Source organism: Bacillus cytotoxicus NVH 391-98, from assembly GCF_000017425.1.
In the GTDB taxonomy this organism is placed as follows: domain Bacteria; phylum Bacillota; class Bacilli; order Bacillales; family Bacillaceae_G; genus Bacillus_A; species Bacillus_A cytotoxicus.
Window position 1 is genome coordinate 2,295,507 of record NC_009674.1, and the last position, 25,491, is coordinate 2,320,997.

Genomic DNA, 25,491 nt, shown 5'->3' on the forward strand with positions numbered 1-25,491 from the left:
TCATTCTCCCCTTTATTGTAATCTAATACCCTCTACTAATATTTTGAACCGTTTCATTCCACCAAAATCTATTATTATTTTTGAATAATTCAAAGTTATGATTATAGTGATCACCATACCAAGGATCCATATAAGTAATATAGTCGGTCCCATCGCCTCCTTTAAAATAACCATCTAACACAAGAAAGTGTCCAACATTCCCGCCATTTTTCCAGTTAATTAGCGTAATCATAGGTTTATGACTATTAATTTGGCTTTTAAACCAATCATAAGAAAGAGCCCCACTACTAATTGTTGAAGTAAGACCAAAATAAGCAAGACCATGTTGTATTTCTCTAGAAGTAGCTGGATCATTATATAAACCTCCCTTTACATACCCAACAAATTGTTGTTGGCTGGTAGGTTGACCAAAATAGTTTAAAACAGACACAGCAGTACCTGCCCAACACCAATTTGATTGTTGTTGTCGAATATTAGGAACATATAATTTATAATTTGCTGCAGAATTAGGTGGATTTCCATTCACAAAGGCTGAAGCAATATACGCTTTCTTTCCATTTTTATAAAAATAAAACCAACGATTATCTAAATTGCCTGTCCAATAATCCTTTACAGCTTCTCCATATTCCCAACCATTAAAATGAACAGTCTGGTTTCCCGGAAGACGCTCTATTATATTTCCAGCCAAATTTTTATTATCGCGTACATTTACTCCAATAGGAGCTGTCACACCTGAAAATTGTATTTCGTCCGCAAATACATTATTCATACTAGAAAAACTCCAAATAGATAAAACAAATACAACTAGAATGAAAATTTTCTGCACATTCTTCATCTTCCCACATCCTTATACATTATATTTAAAACGAGAATTTTAGCCAAAATTTTATCCCTCATAGCTATTTATCTTTCCTTACACATAAAACCTTTTTGAATTCCAATATGTAACAAATATGAAACAATTAATCTATATATTTTGGCGCTAGCCTATACTTAAGTTTATATCTTTCCCCTAATCATACATTTAATTTGAACATTTTATTACAATTCATAACATATTGAACTCATTTGAAACAAAAAGAAATATAATAAAATTGATATATAAAAATCTATGGTTTCTAAAACTTTTCTTTCTCTTTGTATTTCCGATAAAAAGTGAAACTTTAATCAGCCGGAAGTCTTACTACCCGTTCATGCAGGATTCTTGCAACATTAAAGTGGTATGCTACATTACATTTACAAGAATTTAAGAATTTTCTTCTTAGCTATTTGCATCAAACCCCTCTTAGTCACAAAAAAGGAAAGAGGTTACAAAAATGAATACAAAACTATCATCTAAGTTCAAAAAACTAAGTAAAGGAAAAAAAGGAATAAGTGCTACCATATTAGTAGCCGGAATTATGGGAATGCTCACAATTCCCGAAAATGTATATGCACACGGATTCGTTGAAAAACCTAGTAGTCGCGCAGCTTTATGCAGTCAGAAATACGATGCACTCAATTTAAATTGTGGAAACGTAATGTATGAACCGCAAAGTCTAGAAGCACCGAAAGGATTTCCTCAAGGCGGACCAATTGATGGTAAAATTGCTTCTGCAGGTGGCCTATTTGGCGGTATTCTCGACCAACAAACAGTAGATCGTTGGTTTAAAAACACGATTACAGGGGGACCAAATACATTTACATGGAAATATACAGCGCCACATGCAACAAGTAAATGGCACTATTATATTACTAAAAAAGGATGGAATCCAAATAAACCTTTAACTCGTGCTGATTTTGAGCCAATTGGTACTGTTGAACATAATGGTTCTGCGGCATCAAATAATATATCTCATACAATTAATGTACCTACGGATCGTAACGGTTATCATGTCATTTTAGCGGTTTGGGATGTAGCGGACACTAGTAATGCTTTTTATAATGTAATCGATGTTAATTTAATCAATAATGACAATAGTGATAAACAACCGCCAACTAAACCACAAGGATTACATGTGCTAAAAGTTACTCCCCATAGTATTGGGCTGAAATGGGATGCTGCCTCAGATAATATAGGCGTAAAAGAATATCAAGTATTCCGTAACGGAAAATCAATTGGTTCCGTATTCGGAACCACATTTACAGATACAAAATTACAAACGAATACAGAATATGTATATACAATAAAAGCAATCGATGTAGCTGGAAATATGTCCGAAGAAAGTCAGCCTATAACAGTAAAGACCATGGAGGAAGTTCCTGATACAGAAGCACCGACGCAACCAACTACCCTTCATGCAATGGAGGTAACAAATTCCAGTGTAAATTTAATGTGGAGTGCATCCGAGGATAATGTAGAAGTTGATCATTACGTAATCTATCGCGAGGTAGCTGGAGGTAAGCCGATTAAAATTGGGACAACCAACACTACATCTTTTATAGACAAAAACCTACAAGCAAATACAACCTATACGTATACAGTCACTGCAATTGATACAGCCGAAAATGAATCTATGGAAAGTAATAAATTGACTGTAACTACAAAAGAGCAAAGTTCATCTTTTGCAAAATGGGATCCATACAAAGCATATACAAAAGGCGATAAAGTAGAATACCAAGGCAAATTATATGAAGCTGTTCAAAGTTACCAAGGTAATGGAGATCCAAATTGGATATTTGCTTTATCATTATGGAAACCACTTGAGACAAAGTAATATACTCTTAAAGAATCCAAAGGGGTTTGGTGCAAAAAGTTAAAAAGAAAAACCTTTCTAAAAACTTAATCAGAAAAAGGAATCCGTGAGGGATTCCTTTTTGATTTTTACTATTGCATTTTATAAAATATCTTAGTTGAATAGAATAATAAATTAATTTATACCAACTTGATTCCAAGCATTTTCTACTGCCTTATATGTTGCGCTATCATAACCATCATAATCAGCTGCAGATTGTAATAAAGCTGCACGAGCTTGTTTAAAGTTACTTGTTGGTGTTAAATAAGTTGTTAAAGCACGGTAATAGATTTTTTCCGCTTTTTCTTTACCAATAGCGTTAATTGTTAAATAAGCCGCCTTATTTGGAATCCCGCTGTTAATATGCACGCCCCCATTATCTCCTTCTTCAGTAGGAGGTAAAAATTGATAATCTTTCATATGAGCAGGCTGTCCATATTTTTCTGGATCCGATAAACTACGAAGTGCATCTCCAGCAACTCTAGGTGTATATACAGCTTCCCCTAAATCCCAGTTGTTTGGATCGACAAAATATCCAAATACATCAGAGAAAGATTCATTTAATGCACCAGATTGATTCACATATTGCAAATCAGCTGAATATTGAGTTACTGCATGTGTTAATTCATGGGCAACAACATCAAGTGAACCTGAAAGTGGAATAAATTCATAACCGTCTCCATCTCCATAAATCATTTGCTGCCCATTCCAAAATGCATTATTGACATTAGTTCCATAATTGACAGCTGAACGAATCGTTTTACCTTTTCCATCAATACTGTTTCGGTTATGAATATTTTTATAATAATCATAGACTTTTCCTGCATGATAATGAGCATCAACCGCAGGTCTTTGATTTTTATTGATCCATGCATTATCATCATCTAATAGGTAGTAGTTAACCGGATAATCTGCATCACTGTGGTTGACTGTAAATGTTTCAATGACTCCTCCATTCATAGGCTTTGTCATATCACGTAAATAATATTTTCCCTTTGTACTATTATAAGTAGTGTTTAGTTCTTTTCGGTCACCTAATACACCATAACCATAGCCTTTTTTAGCAATATCTGCATCTGTAACTGCATTATATGAATCAACAATTGTTCCATCTTCTGCATTAACATAAATTTGCCAATTAGCTCCATAAGGTTTAACAAATTGCAATTGTACTTTAAAAGTTAAATAATATTTTCCTTCTTTTTCATATACGACTAAATCAGCTTTTTCACTTGTAGATTCTAAGTTGTCTTTTACTTTATCTAATACATTTCCATTCCCTTCGACTAACGTGTCATTTTTTGTAAGATTAATATGTTTCCACGCATTTGAAAGAGCTGCTTCTTTCGAAATTTTAGCAGTTGTATTCTTTCTTACATTCTCCGCAGCATCCGGGTGTATATTTCCATTTACTGTTGTTACTTTACCCTCTTTATTTGTATGAATCATAAATCTTGCACCATCAACTGGTACCTTATTGATAGATTGAGTGTAAACATAGTGTTTCATTCCCAAATCATCTGATTTCACTTCTTTAAGTGTCAAGTCTGTTTTTGGGTCAAGTTTAAATAAAGCTTTATTATCTTCCAAAAATTTCTCGACTTCCTTTTGAGTCTGTACATTTTTAGTTGATAATTCTCCCGCTAGGAAAGACGGGTTCCCTTTTTCGTCATTCCAATCTTTTTGTACGACTTCCATTTGATCCATAATTTTTTGTTGTGACGCTTGTTCTTCTGCAAAAGCAGTTGAAAATGGTGCACCTAAAACTGCACCAGCAGTCAGCAATGTAACAACCGTTTTCTTCATCTTTGTTTCTCCTTTCAATATTCGTAATATATCAAAATAAAATTGCATAACTTAATATACAATTATTTTTTAGACAAAGCATACAAATATGAATAATTGCATATGTTTTTCTTCTGTATAGATAGATAAATAGTTATATAATTATGTGTATGATCAAATATTATCAAGTATAAAGATACTCCTTTATCCATTATGTAAATTTTCATGTAAGTTATGAATAAATAGCAGTTCACAAAAGTGACAAGAGAATACAAGTATAAAGAAATTTTTAAGAAAATAATTGAATAAGTACCAGAGTCACAGGGATTATAAGAAATGAAAAGTAAAAAAGAATTTATGTTTTAGTATCCTGCCTAAAAGTGTTACTATAAATATCAGAACAATATGAAATGAAGGATTTTATAAGCAAATCTGCTCCTACCTCACTTCTTTTTTCACTATATCTTAATGCGGAAGTCGCACTGTCCGTAGGTAGCGTCATAAAGTGGAACTTTAATCAGTAAGGGTTTCTTCATCCCCACTGATTATAAGCCATCACCAATCGGACTGTTACGGGCTGGTAATCTCCCATCTATCTTCTTTGCTTCTCTCTGAATCTTGAGATGGGAGCCTTACTGCCCTAAAATAGCGGGATAAACAAAAAACATTTTTTCATCTTATTGTTTTACATATACTACACATAACTATAAGGAACTGGAAAAACAATTCAAATTCAAAATGAGAAAAGGGGATACAATGGAAAAGAAAACAAAACGTCAAGAAACTGGATGGAATTTTGATAATAGTTATGCTCGTCTGCCGGAATCATTTTTTTCAAAACTTCTTCCAGCACCTGTACGTGCACCGAAGTTAGTGGTTCTGAACGATTCTTTAGCAACATCTTTAGGATTAGATGCGGAGGCACTGAAAAGTGAAGAAGGCGTAGCTGTACTTGCTGGTAATAAAGTCCCTGAAGGTGCTTCTCCTCTTGCACAGGCATATGCAGGCCACCAGTTCGGGCATTTTAACATGCTGGGAGATGGACGTGCACTACTAATTAGTGAACAAATTACACCTTCTGGCCAACGATTTGATATTCAGTTAAAAGGTTCTGGACGAACACCATACTCACGGCGTGGAGATGGACGCGCTGCACTCGGGCCAATGCTCCGTGAATATATTATTAGCGAAGCAATGTATGCACTTGGGATCCCGACCACTCGCAGTCTCGCCGTGACGACAACGGGCGAATCCATATTTCGCGAAACAGAATTACCAGGCGCCATTTTGACGCGGGTAGCTAGTAGCCATATACGTGTCGGTACATTCCAATACGCAGCAGCTACCCGCTCAATTGAAGACTTAAAAAGTTTGGCTGACTATACAATAAAACGTCATTTCCCGCATATTGAAGCACATGAAACACCGTATCTAGCACTGCTACAAGAAGTAATAGAGCGACAGGCTAGCTTAATTGCAAAATGGCAACTTGTTGGTTTTATTCACGGTGTGATGAATACTGATAATATGACCATTAGTGGAGAAACGATTGATTATGGCCCTTGTGCCTTTATGGATACATATAATCCAGTAACCGTATTTAGCTCCATTGACATGCAAGGCCGATATGCGTATGGAAACCAGCCATATATTGGGGTATGGAATTTAGCACGATTAGCTGAATCTCTATTGCCACTTCTCCATACAGATATAGAACAAGCCGCTCAAATTGCTCAAAACACCATTTCAAAATTTGGCCCACTATACGAGAAGCATTGGCTTGCTGGGATGAGAGCAAAACTAGGCATATTCAATGAAGAAGCTACAGATAAAGAGCTAATGGAAGAACTGTTAAACACGATGGAAAAATATCGTGCAGATTATACAAATACTTTCCTTGCTTTAACTTTCGATACAAATAAAGATACTGATTTCTTTAAAAGTGAAGCATTTACATCTTGGCATAAAAAATGGGAAGAACGGTTAAGCAGACAAGAAGAATCAAAATCATCTTCACAACAGCTAATGCGAGATAACAACCCTGCGATTATCCCGCGTAATCATCGTGTCGAAGAGGCATTAGAAGCTGCAGTAAAACAAGAGGATTACCGTGTAATGGAACGACTGCTGGCTGCCCTTTCCTCTCCTTATGCCCATTCACCTGAACAATATGAATACGCTACAGTGCCCGAGCCTTCCACTCAACCTTATCGTACTTTTTGTGGCACGTGAGACAGTTGTCTTTAAGCATAGAAAATAGAACCTCCGGAGAACATATACGATTCTCGGGGGTTCTTATTCTTCTCCCATTATTTCCATTACTCCAAAACCCTCATCAAATCATCCCCTACTGCTTCATTTGGAATATTTTATTTGGGTTTAAAATATTTTGCGGATCAAGGACCTGTTTTATTTTTTGCATAACAAGAAGTGCTGGTCCATGCTCTTTCTCTTGATATTTTTGCTTCCCAATCCCTACACCATGCTCACCCGTACATGTTCCTCCGTGTTCTAGCGCGTACATAACAATCTTTTCATTTATTTCTTCTGCACTTTTCACTTCTTCTTGATCATTTGGGTTCACCATTAAAAGGACATGAAAATTCCCATCTCCTACGTGTCCGAGAATGCCTCCAACTACTCCGGTTGTATGTAATGTTTCTCTTGCGTACTGTATCGCATCTGCTAATTCTGAAACCGGAAGACAAACATCTGTACTCATCAGTTTTTTACCAGGATAACTATGAACGTATGCATAAGCTAAATTATGTCTTGCATCCCACAATTTATTGCGCGCTGCCGTTTCTACTTCAAACACAAATTCCTTACATTTATGATCGCCAGCAATCTCTTTCGTAAATTCAATATCCTGATGTAATCCTGCTTTATTGCCATGAAACTCTAAAAATAATGTCGGTTCTTCTCTATAGTTCATTTCACTATATCGATTCACCTGTTTCATTGAAAGCTCATCGACAAGTTCCATTCTCGCAATAGGAATACCAGCTTGTAAAATATGAATAACCGTTTCTACCGCATCATTTACCGCCGGAAATGATGCTCTTGCTGCTACCATATGCTCCGGTATACCGTATACTTTTAACGTTAATTCTGTAAAACATCCTAGTGTTCCCTCAGAACCTATAAAAATACCATTTAAATGATAACCTGATGATGACTTTACAGCTAAATTACCAGTATGCATCACAGTTCCATCCGCAAGAACGACTTCTAAATCTCGCACTTGATCTCGCATAACTCCGTACTTTACCGCTGTCGTTCCGCTCGCATTCGTTGCAGCCATCCCGCCTAACGTAGCATCTGCACCTGGATCAACGCTAAAAAACAAACCATATTTTTTTAATACTTTATTAAGCTGTGAGCGTGTTACACCCGGTTGTACTTTTACGAGAAAATCCTTTTCTCTTACTTCGAGTATTTTATTCATAAAAGAGAAATCGATTGTAATCCCTTTTTCATACGGAATCACGTGTCCTTCAAGACTAGATCCCACGCCAAACGGCACAACAGGCTTTCCGTATTGACTTGCCAACTTCATAATTTGACTCACCTCTTCTGTCGTTGTCGGAAACACCACAACATCAGGTAAACTACTTGCATGATACGATTCGTCTTTACCATGCAGTTCTCTTACTGTCATATTAACTACGACTCGCTCCTCAGAAAGTATTTCTTTTAAATTCACTACTAAGTGCTCTGTTGTAGCTTCCATCTCCCTCTCTCCTTTATTAATTATTTAATTTTAAAGTAAGTTAACTATTCCATAAATAATAATCCGAAAAATGAGATAATTCAAGTTTTTACTTCCCATCCTCTTCTTCTATTTTCCATATCATGTAACAAATCTCATATCAAGCTCAGTTTGATGATCCTTGAAACAGGACTCTATATTTAACTTACTTCAATGCAAGAAATACTTATCTATCAAAATGGAATATCTTCTTATAGATGCAATTTATCAATGGATGATAATCCTGCTCATTACCTAGAAGATATTTAAAATTATACTTTCTATGTATCTCTTTCTTTGACATGAAATCATACAAAAATCATGTATAATAACAAAAGGATAGTGACATACATATTGTGCACCATCCTTTTTATGGTAATAACTTCTCCTCACTTCATCTACAGTCTTAAGACTTTAATTTTATAAATGAAATATTAGGAAGTTTTTGTAATTCTTGAATAAGTTTATTTTTATCATCAGATGAAATCGCCTTCGTTTGTATATTTACTTTATACTCCATTTCTTCCTCTTTCTTGATTACATTTACCTCATAAGTTACCATTTGTATTCCTTTGGCTTTCAATAACTCAAGAATATTTTGTATAGCCTCCTGTGTATTTACACATATTTCTACTGAAATGTGTTGTGGAAACAGAAACTGAATTCGAAAAATACGACTGACAATTTCTAAACCAATTAATACAAGAATCGTCGCTCCTATCCCAACTGCATACATCCCCGCTCCAATTGCCAGGCCAATTCCTGCTGTTGCCCATAAGCCAGCAGCAGTTGTTAATCCCTTAACTGCGTGTTTTTGAATAATAATTGTACCTGCGCCTAAAAAGCCAACCCCACTAACAACTTGAGCTGCCACACGGCTTGGATCAAGTGATATATGTTCCTCCAGCATAATATCAGAAAAGGCGTATTTGGAAACAACCATAATTAGTGCACTTCCTACTGCCACAAGAAAATGCGTTTTTAATCCTGCTTCTTTCGAACGAATTTCTCGTTCTATCCCAACCATAGCACCTAATAATCCAGCAACACCTATTCTTAAAACAAAATCAAGATCTAATATCATTTTGCATTTCTCCTTTCTTTTTTATTTATAGCCAACTAACACCTCCTCTCTTTTAAAATTATGCTAATATTATATATATTACATCTAAAAGAAGCTTGTTTACAATGATGTTGATTTTATCACTTCTACAATTGCTTTACATAACGGTGGCCTTCGTGATGAGGGATTTATTAAAGAAAATAGAAATGTTGTTCGAAGGGATTGAACGATAGCAAAAAAGACCCTTTCCATACGCAAGGGCCTTCTTCTAAACTGATTTCATTTATCATTTTTATTCTGTCTCTTTTTCTTTGCATCTCTTAATGTTTTACTTACACTTAAAATTAAAATGATACATATAATTCCAGCAAACGCCATAGTTTCTAAAATAAAATCTATCATGCTTCCTCCTAAAATGTATGACTAAAGGCTTCTTTACTAGAAGTTTCTAGTCCGATTCATATAGCGGAAAAGCAGGTCACTATCGTCATTTCTTTCATACCAGTGGATCAAAAATCATCATAAAAACAGCAAGGCCCTTAACCAGTTCTAGTTGGTCGTCGCGCACCATTTTCATTATTTGAACTACCCCACTGATTAAAGTTTCACTTTATTTACGCAGCAAGCAACCACGCTTGAATTCGTTCTACATGTATTGTAGCACAAAGATGTTAGCTAATGCCAACTGACATTCATATCTCACGCCTACTCATGGGATTATCGCCCTTCTCATTCCTTAAGGCGGGCGTCTCCTTTCGGAAAATAGATAAAAAGCCATCCTTTTTAGTATTATACTAAAAAGAATGGCCAAGTTTACAATAAGTAAAGTCAAATTCTTACTTCATTGCACGTACTTCAGCAACAAGCTTTCCACCTTCGACACCCATATACAGTTTGACAGGTACATCTTTTGTATTTTCAAATACTAAGTCTAAATACGGATAGGCTATTGTCGCATCTCTTCCCTTTGGTACATATCCAACTGCTTTAGAATGCGTTGTTCTCTCTACCATTTTTAAACCAGCTTGATCTGCCGCGTTATATAAAGTGGATGAAGTTTGACACACTCCGCCTCCATATCCATCTACTAATTTCCCATCAACAATTTCTTTTCCTAATTGATACCCTTTATCTGGTGTTGTATCTCCAATTAATGCATTAAAAGAAAAGCGATCTCCTTTTCCTAATACAACTCCGCTAATATGATTAGCAGATATACGAATATTTTCGATTCTTCCACCAGTCGAGCCACCTAAATTTGTTTCATATCGGCCGATGACTGTACCAGATCCGCTTGCATCAGATGGTGTTGCTACTGGTTTTTTCTCAACAATCGGTAACTGATATGAAGAATCCCACATACCGACATTCATTAACTTTTCTACTAATTCCTTTTCCATTAACTCATAAGAAGGCTTACCTTCTTGCCATGTTCCATCACTTGTCATACGCGAAGGAACCATTTTTTTATCAACGCTTTTCCCAACTTCACTTACAATTTTTGTTACTTCTTTTTTAAACTTATTTTCATCTTCAAAGTATCCTAAGCTGGATAAATCTAGTTTCTTCACTTCTGTTCCTGTGCGACCATCTACTAAACTAATACTATCATTAACGTCTGTTTTCGCTTCTACTGTATGGCCTCCAATATCGCTAACTAACGCTACATCACTAACTTTTGTACCACAGCCACTTACTACACCAATGCATAGTGCCCCTATTACAATACTTTTTGCTTTACGTAACAACATACTCTCTCCTTTTCCCCAACAACTTTTCTTGCTCTTTTTTCCTATCTTATGTATGTATGATTGCCTTACTTTACAATATGATTATAAAATATTACATTTTCATTTCTACTCTATTAAAATTACTCTTTTCTTCACAAAATGTCTACACATATTTGCATAAAAAACATAAGTTTGTTACGATTGTAACCTTTATCGTTTATAACCAGTATATACCATGTAATATGTGAAAAACAAATGTAATATATCTGTCTTTTATATTTTAGACTTTCGTATGAAAAATCCTTTTTTATAATCATTTTGCATATCAAATTTTCCTTTATAGGTGTTTGCCGTGTCACCCATCCGCTTTTGCACATACATTATGGTGAATTTAACCTAATTTGAAAGAACGGAGGATGTTATATGTATCCCTACAATTCATATGCTCCACATAATCCTTATGCTTATCCACAGCAATACGACCCACAGCTACAATATCAGCCATATGTAGAGCAAACAGAAGAAATTGATCCATATGACCCAAACAGACAATTCCAAATTCCAATTTCATTTCCTGGTAGCGGCGGTCGACAATTAGAAAGACGAGTAAATGAACTTGAGCAACGCGTTAATCAATTAAATAGGCAAGTAAACCAACTTCAAAACATATTAGAACGTCATACGCGAAGACTTAATCGCTTAAACCAACGTTTGCGCACTGTAGAAAACAGATTGAACATACCATTCTCAGCAGTTGAAGATGGCTTTTAATCCACAAACCAAGGGGAAAGAAAAAGGAAGGGAACTCCCCTTCCTTTTTCTACGAACTAACGTTTCTTTTTGTAAAATTGACGAATGTTTTCTCCATCTCTATACTGATAAGAGTTAACGAAATGAAATAAGGTGATAAATATGGATTTCGAAATAAATTTTCTTTCTTTTTATGTTATACAAGTAGAAGGAAAAGGAGAACAAGCGGATAAGCGATATAAGCACTTCCAAACATTAGATGCGGAAGAATATGAAAATAGCTCTCTAAAAGAATTTCTTGATGGAGAATTATTAAAAATATCAAAACGAAAAGTGGAACGCCATGCAAAAACAGAACAAGCTCCAACAAAAATCGGTCGATTTATTGTCGAGGCTGGACATGAATTAGATTCAAATCCTCATTATAATTTATTTAACCGGATTCGATTTGCAAAAACGAAAGAGGATTTCAAAGATATGAGCGAACCACTCGTTTATACTTATATTGATACAAGCGCCGTTCGAGGCGGTGTCTTTTTAATTGCACAGGCAAAATTGCGAAAATACTTTGATGATCCATTTGTCTTCGTTATGAAATGTGACTTTGAACCAAAAGTCGCATCAATTTCTGATGAAACTACTTTAATTCGTAACGTCGAAATGGCTATTACGACAAAAAATATGAAGTCCATTCAATATCCATACATGCCTGAAGAAGGTATGGTCGAAGTCGGCGAATTAAAAATACACCAAGCATCGCATGCCCGCTACTTTGAAGACTTCTTAAAATTTGTCGAATATGAACGCTCCATGCCTGAAATTATGAAAACACAAGTAATGGACATGGTATACGACCAAATTGAAGATATATTTGAAGAAGGTACGGAAGAACGCGAACAATTCGACCAAGCGATGGAAGTATGGGCCGCTAGTCCGAAACGCGAAATTATGGAACAGTTTTCAACCGAAGAAATAATGGAAGCTACCGCTCAAATCGTCGAGCATGCTCCTGAAGTAGAATTAAAGGTTAAAGCCGATCACATTTCTGTGAAAGCTCTGCTTGCTGATTTCGGGGATCAAATACATATTGCAAAGGTAAATGACCGATACGTATTAATGATTGAGGCTGATACACTTACGTTTGAGAAAGGCTTCTCTCCGATTGAGTTTCTAAAGCCAGATGAATTGCAAGATGTGATTGAGCGGATTGAGAAGAAAACTTCAAATCCGTATAACTACTAGGTTTATATCATGGTGTGACATTTAAGTATCGAAATTAATAGTTACGTGGACAATGAATGGTTTCCCTGTATACGAAGAGCACTTTTTATAAGGTGCTCTTTTTATTTGCACAATTATAGTTACTCTCCAAATTCTTACTAAAAATATAGAATTTGTCGCTCTCTACTAGACACAAAATGTTTTATGATATCTTTATAATTCATATGCATATTCACTCTATAGCGATAGCTAGAACAGTTAGAAAGAACTTTCAAAAAAAATAAATAATTGATCATAAATCGCAGGACCGGACTATATAGTTGAAAAGAGAAATCAACAAGGAGGAAACAGCTATTGAAAAGGAAAATTAAATTTTTACTGCTTACTGTATCTCTAGTCTTTGGTTGCTTCTTTTTTCATCCTTCTTCATCCAATGCAGCACCTTCATCTAACGAATACGTCCCAAACCAGATTATTGTAAAATTTAAAGATAATACTTCCCTTTCTAAATCCCAAGAATTCCATAAGTCAGTCGGAGCGGAAGTGGTGTCAAAAGATGATGTATTGGGCTTTGAAGTTGTCAAATTCACTAAAGGCACTGTCAAAGATAAAATAAAAATGTACCAAAATAACCCTAATGTGGAATATGCTGAACCAAATTATTATTTCTATGCGTTTTGGACTCCTAATGATCCCTACTTTAATAATCAATATGGATTATTAAAAATTCAAGCACCTCAAGCATGGGATGCACAAAGAAGTGACCCTGGTGTAAAAATAGCAATTATTGATACTGGTGTACAAGGGAACCATCCTGATTTATCATCCAAAGTTATATACGGTTACGATTACGTTGATAATGATGGTCAGTCGGATGATGGAAATGGGCATGGTACACATTGCGCCGGTATTGCAGGTGCGATTACAAATAATAATATTGGCATTGCAGGTGTTGCTCCTCAGTCCTCCCTATATGCGGTACGCGTACTAGATAATCAAGGAAGTGGTACTCTTGATGCTGTGGCAAAAGGCATTAGAGAATCTGCTGATGCTGGTGCAAAAGTGATTAGCTTAAGTCTAGGGGCTACTAATGGAGGAACTGCCTTACAACAAGCTGTACAATATGCTTGGAACAAAGGTGCTGTCATTGTTGCTGCAGCAGGAAATGATGGAAACACAAGACCAAATTATCCCGCTTATTACTCTGAAGTAATTGCAGTAGCATCTACAGATCAAAATGATCAAAAATCTTATTTCTCCAATTATGGAAGTTGGGTAGATGTAGCGGCACCTGGGTCAAGTATTTATTCTACCTATAAAGGCAGTACTTATCGCTCATTAAGCGGTACATCTATGGCAACACCTCATGTAGCAGGTGTTGCAGGATTACTAGCAAATCAAGGATATACGAATGTACAAATTCGCCAAATCATGGAAACTACAGCTGATAAAGTACCAGGAACAGGAACCTATTGGAAAAACGGAAGAGTGAACGCAAATAAAGCTGTACAATATGGAAATACATTAAATGAAAACAAAGCTTCCTAAAAAATTTTCTCAATATGCAAGCCTAGAGTTTCTTCCTAATAATTGTTAAAATATAGATAATGAGATAGACATATTTTTCGATAGACCTGTTTCCGTATACAGGTTCTTTTTTATGTTGTACATATTGTTACAACTAAGAGATATTACATACATTTTGCATATTCTAAAAAAACAGATTTCTCAACTTGTAGCTCGCAATTAAAGTATCGTACTTTTCTCTATTATAAATGAGAAAATAAGCTAACAAATGCAAAAAAAGAGAAGGGGAATCCCTTCTCTTTTTAGTTCAATTACTTCTTAACTACGTTAGTAGCTTGTGGTCCGCGGTTACCTTGTTCAACTTCGAAAGTAACTTCTTGACCTTCTTCTAATGTTTTGAATCCTTCGCCTTGGATTGCTGAGAAATGAACGAATACGTCTTCTCCGCCTTCAACTTCGATGAATCCGAAACCTTTTTCTGCGTTAAACCATTTTACTTTACCGTTTTGCATGAAAAAATCCTCCTACAATGTACCTATATGTACATATTGATTTTCAACCACTTTACAAAAATAACGAAGACAGTAAAAAACTGTAACCACAAAGGAGATTTAACATTGCTTTCCTCCTTTGAAGTTACAGCTCATTTAAATCTCTATATTATTAAAAGTAAAATGGTTTAAACTCATACTATCATACCGATCGTATAAAAGTAAAGATTTTTTTATTTTATATTGTCAAACTTCACGTTGAACAACGTATTGAGCGATTTTATAAGATTTCATGTTCATATGTAATAATTCTTTTAAAGGAAAATGATTATAATTTATATAAAATAAGGTCTCCTCGCTTTAGGAGACCTCACTTCTTATTTATCCATATATTTCTTATTACACGGAAAACAACTAAATGAAATGTTCTTAAAACAATGTCTGTTTGTTTCACAAATTTGTGCTATTGTAGGTTCAAATAAAATATCTACCACATTACTTTCTATTATTTCTGTTACTGGTGGAAGAATGTCACCAACTTGATATTCATAACGAATGTTCGCTTGGTTAATATAATGATTAGAACCTTGTGGCGGCCCTTCTATTGCAACTTGGAATGCAATGATTCTCTGTTCACCAGGATTCAAGCTCCCAACACTAAATCCTGATACTGGAGTTACATTAGGCAAGACTTCCCTATCTATTGTTACACTTCCTGGAATAAATCGAACACGATTACTAACGAGATCTTGAAAACGAATATTTTGTATCGCTATATCTCCAGTATTCGTAATGACTGTCGTATATGTGACGACATCTCCTATTGTTGCTGTTTGCAAATCCGCCATTTTTACAACATTTGTAGAAACATTTGGCGTAATAAAAGGAATAACCACTGTATTGCTATCTTCTTCAACGGCTACGGGCGGTTGACCTGGACTTATAGTTGCAAGTCCATTTACAGTAGCAGTATTTGTAATGATTGGATTTGTTTGTCCTCCTATGACAACGACTTGAAAATTAATAATTGCTGCATCATTTGGCTGTAAATTCCCTAACGGAATACCGATATTTGGATTTGCAAATAGTAACGGCTCATCATTTACTGTTACAGTTCCATTTATAAATAACGTATTTGAATCAATACGATCTATTAAAATTACATTTTCGATCGGTACTGTTCCATCGTTTATAACGGCAATTGCATACGTAATTACATCGCCTATCGTCGCCACTTCAAAGTTTGCCCCTTTTGCAATAAACAATATTGCTGTATTTACTGTGATGACTACTGTATTACTTGTATCTTCTACTATAATAGGTGACTCTCCTGGAACTAAAACATACTCTGCCGATACATTAGCAACATTTTCAATTGTTCCCCCATCAGGAAAACTAGTAATTTCAGCCTGATATGTTACAAGGGCCGTTTCACCTACTGGGATATTCGGTATGACAAACCCTGTTATCGGGTTCAGATCTGATTGTAATACACCATTTATCGTGACACTATTTGGAACAAAAGTTGCACCTTGAGATAGTCGATCTATAAATTGAACATTCGTTGCATCTACCGTTCCTGTGTTCAATATTCGAACACGATATGTGACAACATCTCCTATCCCAACGTTTACATAATTTACTTCCTTAAATAAATCTAAACTGCCACGATTTACTGGTGTTATTGTTGTATTACTTGTATTTTTTATCTCTATTGGAAGTTCTCCTGGGACAAGTTCAAAATTACCGGTTATATGCGCAATATTCGTTATACTATTAGACGATGGTATTGTATTTACAGTAACATCAAATGTTATGAAAACACTTTCTCCTACATCGAGATTCGGTACTAAAAAACCTTCAAATGGATTCAATCCTGGTGCCAAATTATCATTGATCTGTACGCTATTTGGAATAAATACCAATCCAGCTGATGGTACATCAATAAACTGGACGTCGGTAGCAGGAACTGTCCCTATATTTATTACTTGCACTGTATATGTTAACGTATCTCCTAATCGCGTTGCTTCTTTATTTACTGTTTTTATTACATTAAATTGACCAATATTTATTTCTGTAATTGTCATATTACTTGGTTGTTCGCCCACTACTGGTGGCTCTCCTGGAACTAAAGTAAAGCTTCCCGTTACGTTCGCTTCATTTGTAATGCTCTCTGTTTCTGGAGCAGCTGTAACGACTACTTGAAACGTAATTTCCACTGTTTCTCCATCAGGAATATCTCCAACAGAAAATCCACTAATAGGATTTAGAGCTGCCTGCTGCACTCCATTAATTGTTACACTACCTGGAATGAATGGGGCCTCAGCAGAAATGGTATCAATAAACTGAACATCGGTAGCAAGAACTGTCCCCGTATTTATAATTTGCACTGTATACGTTAATACATCACCTACAAGAGCTACTGCTTCATTCACTTGTTTTGCAACTTGGAAACTTCCTCTATTCCCCATTATAAGAACCGTATTACTGGGCTGATTCACTGTGATTGGCGGTTCCCCTGGCACTAAAACAAACTCTCCTGTTACATTTGCAGTATTTGCAATCGTTCCACTTTCTGGAACCTCTACAACCGTTACTTGAAATGTAACTTCTATTCCTTCGCCTGAGTCTATATTCGGAAGCGAAAATCCATTATTTGGGTCTAACCCTAGTTGCCCTACCCCATTTATCTGTACACTATTTGGAATAAAACGTAAAGAAGAAGGTAATATATCACGATATTGAATATTCATAGCTGGAACTGTACCGATATTTTGCACGACCGTTGTATATGTGATGGTGTTCCCTTCAGCAATGATTGATTGACTCACATCTTTTATAACATTTAAACCGGCTTCATTTATTTCTGTTACGGTTGCATTACTAGAGACGGTTTCTGTAATAGGTGGGTTCGTTGCACTTACGTCAAATGAAGCAGTAATATCTACAACGTTAACAATTGTACTTCCTTCCGGTATACTTGTAACTCTCTCTTGATATGTGACGAGCATCACATCAGCTACTGGGATGTCTGGAAGTGGAAATCCTGTAAATGGATTTAACCCAGGTTCTGGGGTATCATTTATAACTACACTTCCCGTAACAAATTCTACCCCACTCGAACTAGAGTCCAGAAATTGCACATTCTTTGCCGGTACTGTTCCAATATTAAAAATGAGCACATTATACGTTAATATATCCCCAACAGTTGCAGCCTCTTTATCTACTACCTTTAATACAAAAATATCAGCTATATTCATAAATGTTGCAACTAAATTCGTTGATATCGTTTGCGTAATTGGCGGTTCCATCGGATTTGGTTGCGAAGTAAATGTTACATCAGCTTCATTTAATACAACCTCCTCGCTTGGGACTGATGTAATCGTAACTTGGAATGTAACAGAAATACTTTCACTAGATTCTAACGCTGAAATAACTAGAAATCCTTGTTCAGGATTTAGATTCGGTTGTGCGCTTTCACCGATTGTCACACTACCTGGAACAAATGTTGTTCCCTCTGGAATGGTATCTTGAAATAACACATCGGTAACAGGCGTAATTCCTACATTTGTAATGAGTATTGTATACGTTAATACATCACCAACTGTCCCAGCATCCATATTCACTGTTTTAGTAGCTATTACTTCCCCGGGAGGAGGTAAAGGTATATCCACTACTGTTGTATTACTAGAACTTGTTGTGGAAACCGGTAGTTGTGAAGGGTTTAATACGAACGTTGCTGTAGCAGTCGCTGTATTTAAAACGCCCCCACGTGTAGACGGTGCGGCAACTGTAACTTGGAACGTTATCGTTAATGATGTTTCTGCTGCAATATCAGGAAGTGGAAAACCAATACTCGGATCGAATCCAGGTTGCAAATCTCCATTGATCGTGACACTATTTGCAACAAATGTCGTCTCTGGAGCAATTGTATCGACGAAAGAAATATTTGTCGCTGGAACTGTACCATTATTTCGTATAACAACGGTATAAGTGTACGTTTCTCCAAGTGCTGCTTGTTGGACTGATGCAGATTTTTGTATATCTAGCTGAGCTAAATTGATTTGCGTCACAACAAAGTTACTATCCGTAGTCGTCGTAATAGGAGGTTGTTCTGGATTGATAAGAAAGCTCGCCGTAACGTTTGATTGATTCGTTATATTTCTACCACTTGGAATACTCATTACAGTCACTTGAAACGTAACAGTTGCTGTTTCTCTTACTGGAATATCGGGCAATGCAAAACCTACAGCTGGATCTAGTCCCGGCTGCAACACTCCATTGATTGTAACGCTATTTGCAACAAACAGCGCTCCATCTGGAATCAAATCTTGAAACATAATGTTTGTTGCTGGAACATTTCCTGTATTTTGGATAAGAACTGTATATGTTAACGTATCTCCTATCCCAGCTTCACTTGTATTTACACTCTTTATCACGTGAATTGCACCTATATTTACCCGCGTCACAACGATATTACTAATCGTCACGATTGTAATGGGCGGTTGCAGAGGACTGACTTGAAAGTCCGCTGTAACATTTGCGTTATTTGGTATAACTTTACTAACAGGTACACTTGTAACAGTCACTTGGAATGTTACCGTTACCATCGATCCTGGAGAAATACTTTCAAGTGAAAAACCAATGGTTGGATCTAGCCCTGGCTGCGGCACCTCATTGATTACGACACTATTTGGTATAAATGTTGTTTCAGCTGGAATCGGATCAAGAAAAGAAACATTCGTCGCTAATACGGTGCCATTATTTTGGATACGAACCGTATATGTTAATATATCCCCTACCCCGGACTCATTTGTATTGACGCTTTTTCTAACACTCAATTCCGCTGAATTTATAGCTGTCACAACTGTATTACTCGGTGTAGTTACTGTAATAGGTGGCTCTGTTGGATTTACAAGAAAGTCTCCTGTAACATTTGCCTCATTTATAACATTATTTCCTAATGGTGGTTCGACAATTAACACTTCAAATGTAATGACCACACTCTCCCCAGCTAGGAAATCACTTAATGAAATTCCTGTTTCTGGATCGGCACCTTCTTGTAATACATCATCAACAAATACACTATTTTCAATAAATAGCGTCCCTTGCGGGATCGAATCTTGAAAGAATACATTCATCGCCGGCACACTGCCAGCATTTATCACTTCAATCGTATACGTTAAAATATCTCCTACTGTTGCTACATCTGTATTCACAGACTTTATCACTTCAAAGTTTCCTGTTTGCACTGTCGTATTCACAATATTACTCACACCTGAAATTGTAACAGGTGGTTCATTGGGAATAACTTGAAAACGAGCCGTTACATTTGCTTGATTTAAAACCTCTTCATTTTCGGGATTTTGTTCAATGAATACTTGAAATGTAATCACAACTGATTGACCCGCTGGAATGTCGGGAAGAGGAAATCCGCCAGTTGGATTAAGTCCACTTTGTGCGACTCCATTTATCGTGACAGAGTTTTCAATAAACGAAACCGCTGTAGACACCGTATCTTGAAAGAACACATTTGTTAATGGAATATTACCTGTATTTTGAACCGTAATCGTGTATGTTAATGTATCTCCTACTCCCGCTTGCTGTGTGTTTACTTCTTTCACTACATTTAATTCTCCAACATTAATTTGTGTTATTACTGTATTCGTTTGTCTATTAATCGTAATTGGCGGTCGATTCGGGTCAATGATAAAACGAGCCGTTACATTCCCTGTATTTACGACCGTATCACCGGATGGAGATGATGCAATTTGGACTTGAAAAGTAATTCTCCTACTCCCTCCAGCAGAAATATTAGCAATCGTAAAACCGATCTCTGGATGTACTCCTGGCTGTGAAATTCCATCGATCGTTACACTATTTTGGATAAAAATTGTTCCAGATGGGATTGAGTCTTGAAACATTATATTGGTTGCTGTCGTATTTCCTATATTTTCAATTGTAACTGTATACGTAAGAATATCGTTAATTGTTGCAAAACTTTTATCTACCGTTTTTCTCGCTCTTATATCACCTATCATAATTGTCGTGAACACTGTGTTACTTGTGGCCTGCTCTGAAATAGGTTCCTGACCAGGTGTTTCGATAAAATTAAAAATTACACTCGCTCGATTGGGAATTGGATTTGTAAAAGGTGTGGATGTTACTCTCACTTGAAAGCCAACAACAATCGTTTGTAAGGGATTGATACTTCCAAGATTAACACTATTAGCAGGACTAGCTCCTGGCTGTGCTATCCCATTTATCGTTACACTATTTTCAACAAATGTCGTTCCGCTCGGTATACTATCAACAAAGATTACATTGTTTGCAACTACATTTCCGTTATTCGTAATATTTACTGTATATGTTAATACGTCATTGATTGTTGCTATTGGTATATCGACAAACTTTTGTAACTGTAAATCAACAAAATTCCCTTGCGTGGTCTCTACTATATTGGAAGAAGCTGTACTTGTAATAAACGGACTTCCTACAAAAGGTTGAAATTGATAAGATACCATCGCATGATTCAAAATCGTATTCGAATCTGGAAAATTAGTAATTCTTACTTGAAATGTCACAATTCGCGACGTACCATCAACTGGTATTTCTCCTAGCTGAATACCAGTCGATGGATTGGCATTTGGTTGTGTTATACCTCCGACCGTTACACTACCAGGAACAAATGTTGTTCCACTCGGTATATCATCTTGCAATATAACATTTTCTGCATCTCCCGTACCGGTATTTAAAACTGTAATCGTATATGTGAGAAGATCTCCTACTCTAGCACTTGTTTTATCAACAGATTTAATTGGATTAATAATAGGACCTGTTGCATCTATTTGAACACCAAAACCAGCAGTAGCATATCCATCTCCATTCGTAACAAAACGAACCACTGCCGATGTTTGATTATTCACTAAAGATGCGGATGCATCTACATTTGTAATGTCCCATCCTTGTCTTCTCATTTCTACCGCTCTTCCTAACGGCTGATTTAAATCACCAAAAGTACCGGTTCTATCCAACTCTCCTCTATCATTACAAATTTGGGATTGAAAAAAATTATTAGCTGGATTTCTTCGCCCCGACAATGTAACTGTACTATTAACATCTGGCCCAAAGCGTAGCTGGTCTCCAATAATATTAGGATCCCCTTCTTGCGCAGTAACAAGCACCCTTCCTGTAACAGTTCCTGTTGCAGGCGTTGCAAACCCTGAAATAGTAGCATCTACTGGTGGAGATACAGCTTCAATAATTTCTTGCCCGGTATAAACAGAGAGATTACGAAGTGGTAAAGTACTATTTTGATAGACGACTTGAAGTGTCCATCCCACTGAACGGCTAACCGTCGCATCAACCGATACCCTTGCTGCCGGAACACTTCCCGCAGTATATGTTCCTCCCTCGGTAACAAATTCGGTTACATCTGCTGAGCGAACATAATAAAATTGCTTTCCTACTGAACCTTGCTGAGCCGTTACTGGATCAGGAGTAATCAACACTTCCTCAAAAGGTGTTACAAAGATAATGTCATCATCTAAAAATGCGGAAACATCTTCAGTATCGGTTCTATATGTCCCTGCCCAAATAAGTTCTGCATATAAAATATTACTACCAATTGGAATGTTTAAAATTGCACTCGAAGAATTTTCTCTCCAATCATCTGTTGTTCCTGCCGGAAAACCAGGAACCTGTAAAGTTGTATCGACTGTTGTAAATACATCTATCGTACCAAAATTATTGTTAGGCGCTGGCGAGAGTGGACTTAAACCAAGTGTGTTCCCTGTAAATGTAACTGCACCAGAAACTGTTGTTGTAAAACGATTGATAAAAGGCACTGTATCCTCTCCTTTCCTCGATGATAAAAAATGCTCTATACTATAAAATGAAGACAAACTATAGAATGTACATTGTCCCTAAAATTCTATACATAAGAGAGGAGTTCCATACAAAATGCGCTACGTAATCATAACAGGTACTTCACAAGGTTTAGGTGAAGCCATTGCTACACAATTATTAAAGGAACATACAAATCTCATTTGTATTTCAAGAAGACCAAATGAACAACTTGTTGAAATAGCAAATCAAACAAGAAGTTCTTTATCATTTCATCCGATGGATCTTCAAAATGTCCACCAATTAGAAGCAGATTTTGCAGCAATCTTGTCCTCTATTGAATTGGAAGACGTTTCATCCATTCATTTGATTAATAACGCCGGTATACTTGCACCGATGAAACCAATTGAAAAATCGGAAAGTGAACAATTAATCGCCAATGTGCAAATTAATTTAATTGCTCCTATGATTCTTACTTCTACTTTTATGAAGCATACAAAAAATTGGAAAGTTGATAAACGTGTGATTAACATTTCTTCAGGCGCTGGGAAAAATCCTTATTTTGGTTGGGGAGCTTATTGTACGACAAAAGCCGGTATCAATATGTTTACACAGTGCGTTGCTACAGAAGAAGCTGAAAAAGAATTTCCCGTCAAAATCATCGCCTTTGCACCTGGTGTCGTTGATACAAATATGCAAAAACAAATTCGTCAAACAAAGAAAGAAGATTTTACAAATTTAGATCGCTTTATCACCTTAAAAGAAGAAGGAAAATTACTTTCACCTGAATATGCTGCTAAGGCGGTTGTCAATCTATTAGAAACTGAAAACTTCAAACAAGGCGGCGTTATTCGTATTGATGAATAACACGTTCATAACAAAAAAGCTCGCTTATAAACGAGCTTTTTTGTTTGCGATTTGAGTTCCTTCACTTGCTTCGTTTCAGAACACCAATATAATCATCCGTTTCTTAGCAGGCTATCTTCGTAGTTCTTACTATTCTCACTTAATCGATTCTAAAAATAGTCATATGGATTCCATGATTCGTTCATATTCAATGCCTTAATTTATTGTTAAGTCTATATATAAAAATATCATTTTACAATCTGATCATGTCTGTAACAAGTTGCATTGTTTCTTTTTCTACTTTAGAAATGCGCTGTTTTTCTCTTTCAAAATTCTTCTCTGCTTGCTCAAATGCTGCTCTTCTTTTTAAAATCATCCGCTCCATCTCTTGGTGACTTGGTCCTCCATATACAATTCGTTTCTTTACAAACATTTCTGGCAATATACTATTTTCCCATTCTTCCTTTGAAAGCTTTATTTTAAATCGCTTTTGTAAGTATACGTTTATTTCTCCTAGCTCTAATTCATGCAATTCTTTGCTTTGTTCCAAAGACATTTTTGCAACTTCACTTGCAGCATGATGAGCAAGACGAAAAGGAATATGATAATTCTTTGTTAATGTGTCTGCCAAATCCGTAATGGTAATAGCGTGCTGAAATGATCGGTCTTTTAAAACTTTCTCTTCTACTTTCATTGTTCGAACTACTGCATTCATCGTACAAAATACACGAATTGCTTTTTCCATTCCCTCATATAAATACGGTTGTAAATCATCCTCTGTATCTACAATATCACCAAACGGAGTATTGTGGATCATTTGAAAGACAGTAAAAGCTTCTCCTATCGCACTACTAGTGAGGGCACGAGCGTGTTCAATCGATACCGGATTACGTTTTTGCGGCATGATGCTACTAATTTGCACATATGGATTCGCAACCGTGATACCATTATATTCTTTCGTTGCAAGCAGTAAAAAATCATGTATCCATCTCCCCATATTCGTCATTGTCACCATGAGTAAAGAACTCACTTCTAACAAATAATCAGCACCTGCAACTGCATCATAAGAGTTTTCAATAACACTTGAAAAACCAAGTAATTCAGCTACTCTTTTCCTATTAATCAGAAAACTCGTTGTAGAAAGAGCCGCAGCTCCCATTGGTGAATTATTCAAGAAATGATATGTTTTCCAAATCCTCTCCAAGTCTCGCCCCATTACATCATAAACAGCTACCATGTAATGACCAAATGTTGTTGGTTGAGCTGGTTGTGTATGTGTGTAAGCAGGCATAATTGTATCGATATGATTATGAGCAACTTGTAATATACTTTCCTGTAATAACATAAAATGTTCCATAAAACGTAATAGATAACGACGCAAACTCAACCGATACATTGTCACTCCCATATCATTCCGGCTTCTGCCAATATGCATATTACTAATCGTATTGTCATTTGCTTCTTTTATGATGAAATGTTCAATCAAAAAGAAAAGATCTTCATATTTCGAATTATAATGCAGCTCGTCTTTCGGAATTTGTGCGACTTTCTCGACTGCTGTTAAAATCTCTTTTCCCTCTTGTAAACTTATTATTTTTTCTTCTATTAACATAATGATATGAGCTCTGTGAACCATAAACATATCATATAACAAATGCTCTCTTTGAAACTCAAACACATGTTTCAACACACAATTCATATAGGTCTTTCCAGGGAAATCACTGCCTTCTTCCTCTATAAATTCTTCTTTCATTTGCTTCATTCTCTC

Annotated in this window: 15 protein-coding genes; 6 read left to right on the top strand and 9 right to left on the bottom strand. The window is 36.1% G+C overall.

The features are described 5' to 3' along the window. Positions 1-22: 22 nt before the first annotated feature. Positions 23-835, bottom strand: a complete 813-nt coding sequence (locus BCER98_RS11260; protein ID WP_041809849.1) for a papain-like cysteine protease family protein — start codon at positions 833-835, stop codon at positions 23-25. Positions 836-1,316: 481 nt separating this feature from the next. On the opposite strand from BCER98_RS11260, the gene BCER98_RS11265 reads away from it, so the two are divergent. Then, positions 1,317-2,696, top strand: coding sequence for a lytic polysaccharide monooxygenase (locus tag BCER98_RS11265; RefSeq protein ID WP_012094655.1), 1,380 nt, complete (start codon positions 1,317-1,319; stop codon positions 2,694-2,696). Between the two features lie 153 nt (positions 2,697-2,849). Here the strand turns inward: BCER98_RS11265 and BCER98_RS11270 are convergent, their stop codons facing one another. Beyond that, positions 2,850-4,520 carry a M4 family metallopeptidase gene (locus tag BCER98_RS11270; RefSeq protein ID WP_012094656.1) on the bottom strand — a complete coding sequence of 557 codons (1,671 nt, stop codon included), beginning with the start codon at positions 4,518-4,520 and terminating at the stop codon, positions 2,850-2,852. Between the two features lie 735 nt (positions 4,521-5,255). On the opposite strand from BCER98_RS11270, the gene BCER98_RS11275 reads away from it, so the two are divergent. Then, a complete protein-coding gene (locus tag BCER98_RS11275) occupies positions 5,256-6,731 on the top strand; it encodes a protein adenylyltransferase SelO (RefSeq protein ID WP_012094657.1) in 1,476 nt (491 codons plus the stop codon). A gap of 115 nt (positions 6,732-6,846) precedes the next feature. On the opposite strand, the gene BCER98_RS11280 is transcribed toward BCER98_RS11275, so the two are convergent. The 4 genes from BCER98_RS11280 to BCER98_RS11290 form a co-directional block, all read right to left on the bottom strand. After that, on the bottom strand, positions 6,847-8,232 hold the full coding sequence (locus BCER98_RS11280) for an FAD-binding oxidoreductase (RefSeq protein ID WP_012094658.1): 1,386 nt from the start codon (positions 8,230-8,232) through the stop codon (positions 6,847-6,849). Between the two features lie 424 nt (positions 8,233-8,656). Continuing rightward, a complete protein-coding gene (locus BCER98_RS11285) occupies positions 8,657-9,334 on the bottom strand; it encodes an MgtC/SapB family protein (RefSeq protein WP_012094659.1) in 678 nt (225 codons plus the stop codon). Positions 9,335-9,592: 258 nt separating this feature from the next. Beyond that, complete coding sequence (locus BCER98_RS23390; protein WP_255816365.1) at positions 9,593-9,715, bottom strand: hypothetical protein; 123 nt, start codon at positions 9,713-9,715, stop codon at positions 9,593-9,595. A gap of 434 nt (positions 9,716-10,149) precedes the next feature. After that, on the bottom strand, positions 10,150-11,061 hold the full coding sequence (locus tag BCER98_RS11290; protein WP_041809852.1) for a VanW family protein: 912 nt from the start codon (positions 11,059-11,061) through the stop codon (positions 10,150-10,152). A gap of 405 nt (positions 11,062-11,466) precedes the next feature. On the opposite strand from BCER98_RS11290, the gene BCER98_RS11295 reads away from it, so the two are divergent. From BCER98_RS11295 to BCER98_RS11305, 3 genes are all read left to right on the top strand, one after another. Continuing rightward, a complete protein-coding gene (locus BCER98_RS11295) occupies positions 11,467-11,814 on the top strand; it encodes a hypothetical protein (RefSeq protein WP_012094661.1) in 348 nt (115 codons plus the stop codon). A 141-nt stretch (positions 11,815-11,955) separates the two neighbouring features. Further along, positions 11,956-13,035, top strand: a complete 1,080-nt coding sequence (locus BCER98_RS11300) for a DUF3900 domain-containing protein (RefSeq protein ID WP_012094662.1) — start codon at positions 11,956-11,958, stop codon at positions 13,033-13,035. 333 nt (positions 13,036-13,368) lie between these two features. After that, on the top strand, positions 13,369-14,562 hold the full coding sequence (locus BCER98_RS11305; RefSeq protein WP_012094663.1) for a S8 family peptidase: 1,194 nt from the start codon (positions 13,369-13,371) through the stop codon (positions 14,560-14,562). Between the two features lie 290 nt (positions 14,563-14,852). Here the strand turns inward: BCER98_RS11305 and cspB are convergent, their stop codons facing one another. Together cspB and BCER98_RS11315 are read right to left on the bottom strand one after the other, a co-directional pair. After that, a complete protein-coding gene (gene cspB / locus BCER98_RS11310; RefSeq protein ID WP_012094664.1) occupies positions 14,853-15,053 on the bottom strand; it encodes a cold shock-like protein CspB in 201 nt (66 codons plus the stop codon). A 356-nt stretch (positions 15,054-15,409) separates the two neighbouring features. Next, on the bottom strand, positions 15,410-22,879 hold the full coding sequence (locus BCER98_RS11315) for a DUF11 domain-containing protein (RefSeq protein WP_012094665.1): 7,470 nt from the start codon (positions 22,877-22,879) through the stop codon (positions 15,410-15,412). A gap of 115 nt (positions 22,880-22,994) precedes the next feature. On the opposite strand from BCER98_RS11315, the gene BCER98_RS11320 reads away from it, so the two are divergent. Continuing rightward, positions 22,995-23,744 carry a (S)-benzoin forming benzil reductase gene (locus BCER98_RS11320; RefSeq protein WP_012094666.1) on the top strand — a complete coding sequence of 250 codons (750 nt, stop codon included), beginning with the start codon at positions 22,995-22,997 and terminating at the stop codon, positions 23,742-23,744. A 232-nt stretch (positions 23,745-23,976) separates the two neighbouring features. On the opposite strand, the gene argH is transcribed toward BCER98_RS11320, so the two are convergent. Beyond that, positions 23,977-25,485 carry an argininosuccinate lyase gene (argH, locus tag BCER98_RS11325; RefSeq protein ID WP_012094667.1) on the bottom strand — a complete coding sequence of 503 codons (1,509 nt, stop codon included), beginning with the start codon at positions 25,483-25,485 and terminating at the stop codon, positions 23,977-23,979. Positions 25,486-25,491 lie beyond the last annotated feature (6 nt).

Excerpts from the sequence above, each read along its gene's own strand:
- cspB (WP_012094664.1), bottom strand. The coding sequence starts at position 15,053 with ATGCAAAACGGTAAAGTAAAATGGTTTAACGCAGAAAAAGGTTTCGGA.
- BCER98_RS11270 (WP_012094656.1), bottom strand. The coding sequence starts at position 4,520 with ATGAAGAAAACGGTTGTTACATTGCTGACTGCTGGTGCAGTTTTAGGT.
- BCER98_RS11265 (WP_012094655.1), top strand. The coding sequence starts at position 1,317 with ATGAATACAAAACTATCATCTAAGTTCAAAAAACTAAGTAAAGGAAAA.
- BCER98_RS11275 (WP_012094657.1), top strand. The coding sequence starts at position 5,256 with ATGGAAAAGAAAACAAAACGTCAAGAAACTGGATGGAATTTTGATAAT.
- argH (WP_012094667.1), bottom strand. The coding sequence starts at position 25,485 with ATGAAGCAAATGAAAGAAGAATTTATAGAGGAAGAAGGCAGTGATTTC.
- BCER98_RS11260 (WP_041809849.1), bottom strand. The coding sequence starts at position 835 with ATGAAGAATGTGCAGAAAATTTTCATTCTAGTTGTATTTGTTTTATCT.
- BCER98_RS11300 (WP_012094662.1), top strand. The coding sequence starts at position 11,956 with ATGGATTTCGAAATAAATTTTCTTTCTTTTTATGTTATACAAGTAGAA.
- BCER98_RS23390 (WP_255816365.1), bottom strand. The coding sequence starts at position 9,715 with ATGATAGATTTTATTTTAGAAACTATGGCGTTTGCTGGAATTATATGT.
- BCER98_RS11295 (WP_012094661.1), top strand. The coding sequence starts at position 11,467 with ATGTATCCCTACAATTCATATGCTCCACATAATCCTTATGCTTATCCA.
- BCER98_RS11285 (WP_012094659.1), bottom strand. The coding sequence starts at position 9,334 with ATGATATTAGATCTTGATTTTGTTTTAAGAATAGGTGTTGCTGGATTA.
- BCER98_RS11320 (WP_012094666.1), top strand. The coding sequence starts at position 22,995 with ATGCGCTACGTAATCATAACAGGTACTTCACAAGGTTTAGGTGAAGCC.
- BCER98_RS11280 (WP_012094658.1), bottom strand. The coding sequence starts at position 8,232 with ATGGAAGCTACAACAGAGCACTTAGTAGTGAATTTAAAAGAAATACTT.